The sequence below is a fragment of the Paenibacillus sp. VTT E-133291 genome, assembly GCF_002264395.1.
GTDB classification, from domain to species: Bacteria; Bacillota; Bacilli; order Paenibacillales; family Paenibacillaceae; genus Paenibacillus_AQ; species Paenibacillus_AQ nitricinens.
Map to the genome: position 1 here is coordinate 35,672 of NZ_NFVA01000058.1, position 10,157 is coordinate 45,828.

The 10,157-nt window shown below is 43.4% G+C and carries 8 protein-coding genes; 2 read left to right on the forward strand and 6 right to left on the reverse strand.

Annotation, left to right across the window (positions count from 1 at the left end):
• Positions 1-6 precede the first annotated feature (6 nt).
• The 6 genes from CA598_RS20930 to CA598_RS20955 all read right to left on the reverse strand — a co-directional run bounded on the left by CA598_RS20930 (position 7) and on the right by CA598_RS20955 (position 7,513).
• Positions 7-633, reverse strand: a complete 627-nt coding sequence (locus CA598_RS20930) for a hypothetical protein (protein WP_094877770.1) — start codon at positions 631-633, stop codon at positions 7-9.
• Between the two features lie 144 nt (positions 634-777).
• The gene (locus tag CA598_RS20935; RefSeq protein WP_143812433.1) at positions 778-1,461 is read right to left on the reverse strand and encodes a Crp/Fnr family transcriptional regulator; all 684 of its coding nucleotides are present in this window, start codon (positions 1,459-1,461) and stop codon (positions 778-780) included.
• Positions 1,462-1,678: 217 nt separating this feature from the next.
• Positions 1,679-2,605 (reverse strand): alpha/beta hydrolase, encoded by a 927-nt coding sequence (locus CA598_RS20940; protein WP_094877772.1) that lies wholly within the window; start codon positions 2,603-2,605, stop codon positions 1,679-1,681.
• Between the two features lie 237 nt (positions 2,606-2,842).
• Complete coding sequence (locus tag CA598_RS20945) at positions 2,843-5,428, reverse strand: metallophosphoesterase (RefSeq protein WP_094877774.1); 2,586 nt, start codon at positions 5,426-5,428, stop codon at positions 2,843-2,845.
• Between the two features lie 3 nt (positions 5,429-5,431).
• A complete protein-coding gene (locus tag CA598_RS20950) occupies positions 5,432-6,697 on the reverse strand; it encodes a class I SAM-dependent methyltransferase (RefSeq protein ID WP_094877775.1) in 1,266 nt (421 codons plus the stop codon).
• 24 nt (positions 6,698-6,721) lie between these two features.
• The gene (locus CA598_RS20955) at positions 6,722-7,513 is read right to left on the reverse strand and encodes a nucleotidyltransferase domain-containing protein (RefSeq protein WP_094877776.1); all 792 of its coding nucleotides are present in this window, start codon (positions 7,511-7,513) and stop codon (positions 6,722-6,724) included.
• 229 nt (positions 7,514-7,742) lie between these two features.
• On the opposite strand from CA598_RS20955, the gene CA598_RS20960 reads away from it, so the two are divergent.
• Both CA598_RS20960 and CA598_RS20965 read left to right on the forward strand, forming a co-directional pair.
• Positions 7,743-9,056 (forward strand): helix-turn-helix transcriptional regulator, encoded by a 1,314-nt coding sequence (locus CA598_RS20960; protein ID WP_094877778.1) that lies wholly within the window; start codon positions 7,743-7,745, stop codon positions 9,054-9,056.
• Positions 9,043-9,846 (forward strand): WYL domain-containing protein, encoded by an 804-nt coding sequence (locus tag CA598_RS20965; RefSeq protein WP_094877779.1) that lies wholly within the window; start codon positions 9,043-9,045, stop codon positions 9,844-9,846. The genes CA598_RS20960 and CA598_RS20965 overlap by 14 nt, the downstream gene beginning before the upstream one ends.
• Positions 9,847-10,157 lie beyond the last annotated feature (311 nt).

Genomic DNA, 10,157 nt, shown 5'->3' on the forward strand with positions numbered 1-10,157 from the left:
AACTCATCACCGCATATTTCCTATAATACTACTTCTGGAATCTTGCATTTTTTTAACAAAATTCGTCATTACATCAAAAGCTTCGTTACGTTTATTCGATAAACTTTGCAGGCGCAGCATATCCATTTGCTGACTATTGCTTGCACTATCAATCTTTGACTTGATTTGTCCCAACAGATTCTCAAGCTCTCCTTTGGTTTGCGGTATAGCCATACCCATAGCAGTAAACATGGCCCCCTTGTCATCTGCCAGCTGTACAGCAGAGCCGGCCTCAGCACCTGAAGGAAGCTTCCCCAGCTCTTCATTGATCACTCCTAGCAATTGATTCAGTTGTGAGATTGTTTCATTCTTGGCTTGTACAGCTGCGATTTGATCTTTCAGCTGCTCGTCTAACATACTTGCACGACTCGATTGTACAGCCATCATGGCTGTTTCAAGATCCATGTCCTGAATGTTAACCTGTGTCATACCACCCACTCCATTCACACTGCCTACCGAATTTTGCGTGGCATTTCCATTCAGGGCATCTTTAACGGAGTTATAAACCGAATTGTTATATAACAAAGCCCCTCCTACAATGATCCCCAGCACAAAAGTACCGGACATAGATAAAACCAATTTTTTCACACTCATTCCATTTCCTCTTTTCGTTTATGGATGGTCATTGTGTCATCACGATTCATAAAGCCAAACGAACGCGTTCTTTGTTAATAATGTTATATCATTTAGGGTGATTTACAGTCTGTAACCCCAATTACAATTCCCATATATTCAAGCTCAAATGGCGTCGAGTATATTTCTAAGTCTATCTGTGTTACACACGAGTATTTTCCTCTGATCAATCCGTATCAACTGCTCATCCTGCAATCCAAGCAATGATTTCGTCACTGTCTCACGTGCCGTTCCTGTCATATCCGCCAGATGTTGATGCGTCAGTTTCAAATCGATAAGAACACCATCATCAGAGGACACTCCATGCTGTTCCGTTAGACGCAACAACACGCGAGCAATGCGCGTACGCACATCGATAACGGTTAAGTCTGTGATTAATTTATTGGCATCACGCAGACGATCTAACGCTGTTTCCAAAATGCCGATTAGTATTTCCGGATTACTTTTTAATAAGGGAATGAAATCGCGTTTTTTCAGAATACATAAGGTGGATTTCTCGATGGTCCTTGCAGAAGCAGAGCGTGCTCTTTCATTTTGTAACAAAGCCATCTCTCCAAAGAAATCACCTTCTCTAAAAATAGAAAGGATTACATCCCTAGAGTGGTTATCTTGATAAATTTGAACAACTCCAGAGATAATAAGATAGAACTCCTCTCCCTCTTCCCCTTCAAAAAAGATGGATTCTCCTTTTATATATGTACGCTCGCTACATAGCTTGGAAATTTCAGCTAAATATTCATCATCCAGATGTTCAAAGAACGGGAAATCGCGCAACAGTTGTGGGTTCACCTTCAAGAGAGACCTCCAGTGTGAGTGAATAATTCTTTTTAGGATAAAAGTTAAAAATTCAGGACTATCCTTTATTGTAATTGTTTTAATTTAAGATAAATAGTGACAGCAGTCATCAAATTATCATATGACATTTTTACATTTTGTGGATATAAAAACAAAAAAGAATCAACCGCGCGGATCATCGAAAAGATACTCACGGCTTGATTCTCCTTTTCTACTTAAAAGCTCCTCGTAAAGCTTCAATTCTTCTCGCTACACTCTGCTGCACAATTCCGCTTTTTTCCGCTATATCGTATCCATGAATGGTTCCTTTGGTGTGATACAATTCAACCTGAACTCCACATTCTTGTAAGGCTTCTGCGTAATGAATTCCTTCGTCTCGCAAACAATCAAACTCCGTAATTTCAACATAAGCATTAGGCAAACCTTTTAATGAAGTTGCTTCCATAGGAGACGCATATTCTCTCTTGCCAGCTGCTACTCCATTCTTGAGATATAGCTTCCACATCTTCTCATTAAGCTCAGAGTTCCACAGAGGTGTGTCTGTAAACTCTTTAATGGATTCCGTAGTCTGTCTTGCATCTGTCACTGGATAGAGTAACATTTGAAAACAAATAGGAGGCGCCTGCCTATCGCGAGCCATTAGAGTCACTGCAGCAGCAAGCGCCCCACCTGCACTATCCCCACCTATAGCAATTCTACTCCTATCAATGCCTAAGGCATCCGCATGATCGCTGGCCCATTCAAATGCTGCATAGCAATCTTCAACGCCATATGGGAAAGCGTACTTCGGGGCTAATCTATAATCCACAAATATTACTTTGCAAGGTGTCTTTGAAGCATACTCACAGGCCCAATGGATATGGGAAGGTGCTGCCTTTAGGACAAAGGCTCCTCCATGAATGTAAATAAGGCAGGGAGCGTTTTGGGATATACCCTCAGGTTCAATTATTGTCAGCTGAACGCTTCCGTCTTTATAGCCTGAAATAACTTTTTTCGTTACCTTCACACCTTCAGCAGAGTTGAATTTTTTCAAACTTCTCGCTATGAGTTTATTTAAAATTGGCAATAACAATGGATTTAAGGGAAGTGTTCTCTTTTCATAGGGTTCAAAGTCGCTATGGATTTTATATTTACTCATTAGATTCCTCCTATAATCAACTCATTAAGTAAGTACATCTTATCAAATCGTACTAATATGTCCACGTATTCATAACAGAAGCTGCATATAAAAAGACATCTCTATAGGTGAGTCCGCTTCAAATATATTTCCTTGTTGTGCTTCTCCCCAGACAAAAAAAGACTGCCGGGACCTTCCCGACAGCCTGAACTCATTCTCATAATTGGCAACCCAAGTTTCTTCACCCAAAACAATCCTCTACAACCTCGGGTCGATCGCTTTCTCTTTCGTTACCTCGAATAACAAGTTTGCCGCAATTTGCTTGTAGACCTCGTTGGCAGACGAAATCTCACCCAGCTTCACTTCTAGCATTTGTCTGCCCAGCCGGTGCTCAATTAAGGACATACGAAGCTTAGGAGCGATATTCTTTTGCTTCATCAGCTTGGCATACTTATGTGGAAACTTGTAGTCGTACCCGTAGATGATCGACAAGTAGCCCGGATTGCGGACCTTCATATATGGGACTACCCCCTGCTGTTCTTGCTCCGGTTTGATTACAATTCCCTCCATATGTTTCTCTACCGTTATCTTTGCGAAATACGCCTCTGCCCTGATGTAAGCATCGGGCTCATTCAAGTCCAGAATCAGAAATTCATCATCATTTAAGAACCGGTATAGTTCGGAGGTTTTGCCGTCAGGTACCCGTTCATCGCCATTCTCCAGCACTTCCTTCAGGATTGCAAAAGGTTTGTATGCGAATTCCGCATCACCCGCATATAGCTCCAGCTGCTGCTTGTATACCCGGTAAGCTTCGTCACGCTGGTCAAGATCTACATACGATTCTCTTATGTCACGGACATGCTTAAAAGTCTGGTAAACATGAGACCCATAGTTATTGTTAAGCGCCTCTTTCGACATATGGTGCTGGTCTTGTTCAAACCCGCTTACTTCAAAATCCTGTATCAGTTTACCCAGTGACTCCTCAAATCCATATTGTCTTAGGAAATCCAGCTCTGTCTCCAGCGCCTTGCCAATCGGCTGGAACTGACGCTCAATTAACCCATCCCCAAGCGCTTTCCAAGGTAGCAGCTCGCCATCCAGTAAAAGCACACCAATCCCCTGCTCAGCCATATAGGTTCCGAATTTATGAAGCAGCTGTTCGTAGATGGGCGTTAGATCGACCGCCTGAACCTTATAGCCGTTCCGGCTAATTGCGTAACACTGCTCTATATCCCGATAAAGGTACACACTACAGCGTGATCCCATATATTTAGGCTGCAGGACGACTTCAGATATACGACGCTCGGCAAAATAATCCAACCCTTTTCGCAGAGACTCAAGCTCACCGGCAGCCACATCCTTATCCGCAGGTGACATCGTTCCGGAAATGAAGTTGACCCGGTTCTGCGAGGAATACTGCAGTCTGCGCACAGACTCATAATCAAGCTCTAACAAGGATACGGTTTGCTCAGCCCGGAACAGGATAGGTAGCTCTTCGTGCACCGTAGTCACATGCGATTTTTGACTTTTATAGAAAGGTTTAAACGACATGCGAACAGAAGTTAGTTCATTACCCTGCGCACTCCCTGTGTCGAGGTGGAGTTTGTTTTTGATCCGAAAAGTCTGCTTGGCTGCAATATGTCCGAAGAGATGAAAGGGGTGATTACTAACAGCTTCTTGCTTTAGGAAATCAAGCTGTTCCTCAAAGGAAACCTCACGATCCAGCCGAAAGTTACGCTGATGGCGTAGTGAATTCGTATCCAGCTTACCAATGTACTTATTACGGCAAGGAGCATGGGTAACATAAAAAGAAGGACCTTGCATACCGATATAGCGGTAAAAGGGCTGGGATTGCTCTACTAAAGCCGAAAATTTACTAAAAAGCGCAGCATCCTCCTTAAGCACTTGGGTGGAATCAAAGTACGTTCTTAGCAGTTCGGGATCGGTACCTTGAATCTCACCCTTTACGTACTTGTAAACAAAGTTCTCGTGATTACCCATAACAAATAGGAAATGCTCGCGGTTATCAAATAAGAACTCAATCGTCTCCCGCGTCTGCTTGCCCTTATCAATCCAGTCACCAGCAAGAATAACTCGGGTGTTACTCAGCTTATCTGTAGCGCTTAACTTCCCTTCGTGCACCCGGTAGCCGTAATTAAGTAATAGTCCCCGAAGCTCTTCGACACACTCATGAACATCCCCAACCACAATATACTCTTGTGCTTGTAGAAGTACCGTAGATGCGTAAGTATCCCAATCCTGTATAATCACCCGGTAGTCCGGGTTAGGTATATCTTCGTCCTCGAGAATAAAATCTTTAGCACGCACCTTATGAATCTTGTTGTAGCCTTCCCGTGACAGAACAGGCAGGACTTCTTTTCTCAGCCGGTTTAAATGATTGGAGATCAGCTTCTTCGAGCGCTCCGAGACGTAGTAATCCTCCCGTTTGCGGTAATCAAACAGAATAACCTCCAGATTGTAATTATTTTGCCCGGCGATCTCACGGACTTTACTACGATAATCTTCGGATAGCCCAATGGTATCCATCACCACAAACTCCGCATTAATCGGAAAAGAAGTGACTAACTTCAATCTCTCAAATAATAATTGAAAGGTATGCGAACTCGCCTCCAGCATAACCTGATCATACTTATCATAGTCGTAGCCCAATATCTCCTGGCGGATACTATCTGAGGATAAATACTGCACATTCGTACGTAAATCTTTGGAGGCATCCTCTAGTTTTAACTGCGGGATCAGAACTTCTTTAGCAAAAGTCGATTTCCCGCATTCCGTTGCTCCTACAAGCAGAAATATGGTGTGTACACGCGTTTGAATTTCCACTGTCTATTCCTCCTTTCTTCGCACAATAGCGCATTGCGTCGTACGGATCTCGCCAACCCGGTCACCAACCATCAAATATTCGACCTCGACTGCTAAACCTTGAACCGTATCCAAAACCCATTGCCCGAACGCTTGCTGTCCCATTTCCCATTTGTGATCTTCATGCCGGAATCCTTCCAGCTCATAATAACGATTGAAATCAGCATTCGGTGTGGTCACAATAAGTTGTTCAAAATTCACATTACCGACAATTTGCTGAATAAGCTCTGCGGCTTCACCTTCACTCATGTGCTCTACAACTTCTGTTAGAATCACATCAACCTGCTCCCCGTTGTACGACTCCAGAAAATGGTCCAACGAGCTAAAGGTTGCAATGTTATCAATGTCCTTAGCTTTCGCTTTCCGATTCACAACCTCCAGCAGCGCCTCGGCTATATCTACTGCATAATAGGTACTCTCTATTTTTCCGGCAAACGGTATCGCATAGAAACCTTCTCCGCAGCCGATGTCCAGAATCGGCTTATTAAATGGAAGCACACTCGAAATAAACGTACGCCGCTGCATCGCAGTACCGCCATACTCCAGCCCAATAGAATACTGGTCCGTTTGTTCAATGGAGGCTTTATATCGCTTGAACCGTTCCTTAGAGGTAAGGAAATTCCTTGCAAATAGACTTCTTATATAAAAAGGTGCATCAATGACGTTAAGGCTGCGGATATATTTATCCAAAATAGCATCCGAAATATCTATGTACTCTTCCCCAAATATGGACAAGAACAAGGACAACACACTAACAACATGCAAGAGATGATTCAAGCTTTTATGTGTGGAAATTGTCAGTGAATAGCTCTTATGCGCCTGATGCTGCAAGGAGAAGGTATAGCCCTTTAAATGCTTTTGGAAAAATTCAATATAGTGTATCCGCTCAACCTGAACCATATGGATGAAAAAAGAATGCTCATATCCTTCCACATCGCGTTCATCCTGCGCTTTGAAGGGTGTAGAGAAAAACTCATTGACCGCATTAAGCGGAAATAGAGGTGTATTAAACCGGGAGACATTTAAATACTCAAAGCTCTCACTTTCGTTCTGCTTGTAGGATATATCGTTATCTGCATCCTTAAAATAAACGTTATAAGTTCCATCGTCAGAATACCATCCATAAGCCAATCCCTGACGAACCGGACGAAGCTGCATACCTGTCACTGGATTCTTTTTAATTAAAAAAGTGAATTTTGGATTCGTTGATTTCAGTTGTACAATAGCCATACCATCTTCCTCCTATCAATCTTTCTATAAGACCCGTCCCCATACTTCCTGTAAAGCTTCTCGAAATAGAGCATCCAGCTGATGATCTCTTTTGTCCTCCTTAGCATTTAAGGACGCCGCCACCTTATCCAACACTTGGAACTGTTCTTCTAAATAATCGTTAATTGCGGTTAGCTGCGGTTCATAGTCTAGTTCCTCACCAGATTTTTTCCGGGCCAGCAATTGCTGAATCACCTGCCACAGCTCTTCATCCTTCGGAATAAGCCGCTCTACCAATATATCGAACTCCATCGGCGGCATCTCTCCATATCGGTGAGTCCATTCACAGGCTAGAACGGGACGAAGTACATACAAGTACTTTTTGATCTTGACCTGCTCGCCTTGCAGATAATCCCGGTAGTTGCCTCTTGCCATGTTTAAGTAATGGTACATACAAGACTTCGGCGAAAAGGTGTACGGGGAGATGCTTCTAAGCTTCTCTGCTATACTGTACTTTTCTGCATATTGAATGGGTGATTGCAGCCACTCCAGCAGGGATGGATTAGACTTCCGAAATAAATTCAGTGCTTTCCGCAAATCCCAGCCATTGATATCAAGCCTATTGTTAATAGGACGCTCGATCACATCCCGCTTATCAAAAATAGATAGGTACCATTCCGGTTTATGCAGATAAATAAACCTCACATCATAATCACTGTCCTGCGATGGGAATCCCCACGCCCGGCTGCCTGATTCACAGGCATACAATATTGTAACTTGCTCCTCCTGTTCAATCTGTTCCAGCTGCTCACGGATAATCTTGTTTATAGGATCCATCTTCACCCCTCCAGATCGGTTACTTCCCTATTCTCTACCCTTGTTACTATTCGAACGCCTCATCAGAATTGCTTCGGCTTCATGGATCTATCTTCGCTCATCTTCCCTGTAACGAACAGGGCGGAAGTATGGCGGTGGCCAAAAACACTTCCATTTTATTCAACTCTGGTGCTTAATATAATGAGTACTACTATTTCTAATGGATTCGCTACAGGCTGGAGGAATATAAATGGCCCGGGAAAGTTTTGACAAGGAGATTCAATTTCTTCGCATGCTCTCTTTAGCAGGGGGAGCTTACAGCAGACAACAATTCGCCGATCGTCTCGGCATTTCTGTACATACCTATGACAAAACGCTGCGCAACCTGAAGGGCATGGTAACCGTCTTACAACAAGACCTGCCTACAGAACAAGGAACAGAACTCTCTGAGTGGCTCCGCTATAACTACTATGAATCTGCCGACCCGCTGCTCCTGTTCTTGTTCCGGGCGAAGTCGCTTAAGGAAACGGAGAGCATCCGGCTTACTCTATCATTAACTGCGCTCCAGACTCAGGAGCTAACGGCTAAAGATCTACAGGATGTCTGCAGTGAGAAAATGCCAACCCATTATCCAATGCCCGATGAGAAGACCATCCGTGGAGATCTGAAATACCTTGAGGAAGTTGGCGTTATTCTTCGTGTAAACGAAGGGCGCCCTTATCGATACAAGGCTGCTAACGATCTGATTGATCAATTATCCGACGATCAGCTCTTGGATCTTTACGACTATGTTGATGTCATCGCCAACACGCAGACTCCGTCTGTGCAAGGTTACCTGCTGCGCGACACCCTAAAAAAGGTCCTGCGGATGCGGGGTTATAACCTCGAAGCTACGGAAATTCATAGATACAAATATAATTATCATTCACGTATTCTTGATGAGGCACACCTATATACGATATTTGCAGCGATTCAGCAGCGAAAAAAAATAAAATTTCTATATTTATCCCCTAAAAAGGGAAAAAACTACGCCTCTCAGAATACCAATCCTCTCTTTGAGCGGGAAACAAGGGGCGTCACAGAAACCGTTCTTCCGCTCCGCGTCATCTATGACCTTCAATATGGGCGCTGGTATTTAATCGGACATAATTCACGTATGGGCATCATGAAATTCCGAATGGAGGGCCTTACTCAGATTGAAGAGGGCGACACTGTGGAAGAAGCAGAGTTTGCTCAGAAACTCAGCAATCTGGAAGAGCAGATGACAAACAGCTGGGTTATAGATACCACCCGTGCGATTAAAGTGGTGGCGAGATTTTATAACCCCAATCGTCCAGGTGTTAATTTCATTCGGGAGCGGGTTGAAGCACAGGGACAGTGGGGAGTAATTACGGAAGAGTCCGATTCTACATTCCTTTATGAGATCACAGTGAATGGTATTTATGAAATTAAGCCGTGGTTACGAAGCTTTGGTTCGAGCTGCGAGGTATTAGAACCCCCTTGGCTGCGTAAGCAATTCATCGCGGAGTGGAAGGAGATTCACAGCTATTATGAATCCATTTGAGAAAATATTTAACTTTCAAATTAATTCCCGCCTCGACGAAGTGGGTTCATTAGCGCTGACCTCCCAGGAACGTTCTTGGCTAAAAACCATGTTAAAGCACCCGGCCTCAGAAGCAGCTTTTACACTAGACACCTTAAGTAAATTGAACTCCATATTGGAGACAGAACCGTCCACAGAAGTGAAGGAAATTATTATGGAGAAAGCCAAAAGCAAAGAGCTGCAGGTCTATCATCCAATGCTACGTACACTCCGCCGTATAATCATGCAGAATCAAGCGATCCTTATTACTTTCCGTATTAAGCATGGAGGGCAACGAACTGACCAAGCCGGGTTCCCTCACAAGCTGGAATATAATTTGTATAAGCGGGAGTGGTATCTGCAATGGTACAGTACCCGGCAGCGTTCTCTTATGTCCACCAAACTAAAAAATATTGTTTCTGTCGAAGCAGCCCCCTTCCCCGCCAAACGGATTGAAGGCTTGAAAGCAAGGATAGCGGGCTTATTAGAGGATCAAAAAGAATGTGCATGTATTCAAGTCATACCAACCTTTAATACTGAGCTGTCACGAATTCTATATGCCTTTTCCTGTTTTGATAAATCCGTGTCCTTTGATGAAAACTCGGGTATCTATCGCGTCAAAGTCATCTACATGAGAGACGACAGCGAATTTCTGTTGTCCAAAATCCGTTTTCTTGGCCTGCGCGTAAAAATCGTCGAGGGTGAGTATCTTAAACGGCGCATGCTGAAATCCGCAGCTATGGCGATTGATCGGTATGGGGAAGGAAGATGAAGTTAATATTGAATGACCGCTTTGATTATCAATTTCGATAGATTTTGACAATTTTTCTTAATTACTTAAGTCTTATAAAAAAATTCTATCGAACAAATGGAGTTTAAGTCGAATGGTTAGACCTTTTATCGAATAAGCAGACAGAAGAAAGACATCCCGCCTTGTTGGAGAGATTGTCGTTCACCACCAATATATCAATATAAAGGGGATTTTCCGTTCATAGGATAAAGCTTGCGCCAGGATGCTTCGCGTAAGCCCTTTTCAACGTATCCATCACGAGGTTATTGTTGTTGGAATGGCTTAATACCCAT

Bases quoted from the DNA above. Each gene is read 5' to 3' on its own strand.
- CA598_RS20930 (WP_094877770.1), bottom strand. From the start codon at position 633: ATGAGTGTGAAAAAATTGGTTTTATCTATGTCCGGTACTTTTGTGCTG.
- CA598_RS20940 (WP_094877772.1), bottom strand. From the start codon at position 2,605: ATGAGTAAATATAAAATCCATAGCGACTTTGAACCCTATGAAAAGAGA.
- CA598_RS20950 (WP_094877775.1), bottom strand. From the start codon at position 6,697: ATGGCTATTGTACAACTGAAATCAACGAATCCAAAATTCACTTTTTTA.
- CA598_RS20955 (WP_094877776.1), bottom strand. From the start codon at position 7,513: ATGGATCCTATAAACAAGATTATCCGTGAGCAGCTGGAACAGATTGAA.
- CA598_RS20960 (WP_094877778.1), top strand. From the start codon at position 7,743: ATGGCCCGGGAAAGTTTTGACAAGGAGATTCAATTTCTTCGCATGCTC.
- CA598_RS20965 (WP_094877779.1), top strand. From the start codon at position 9,043: ATGAATCCATTTGAGAAAATATTTAACTTTCAAATTAATTCCCGCCTC.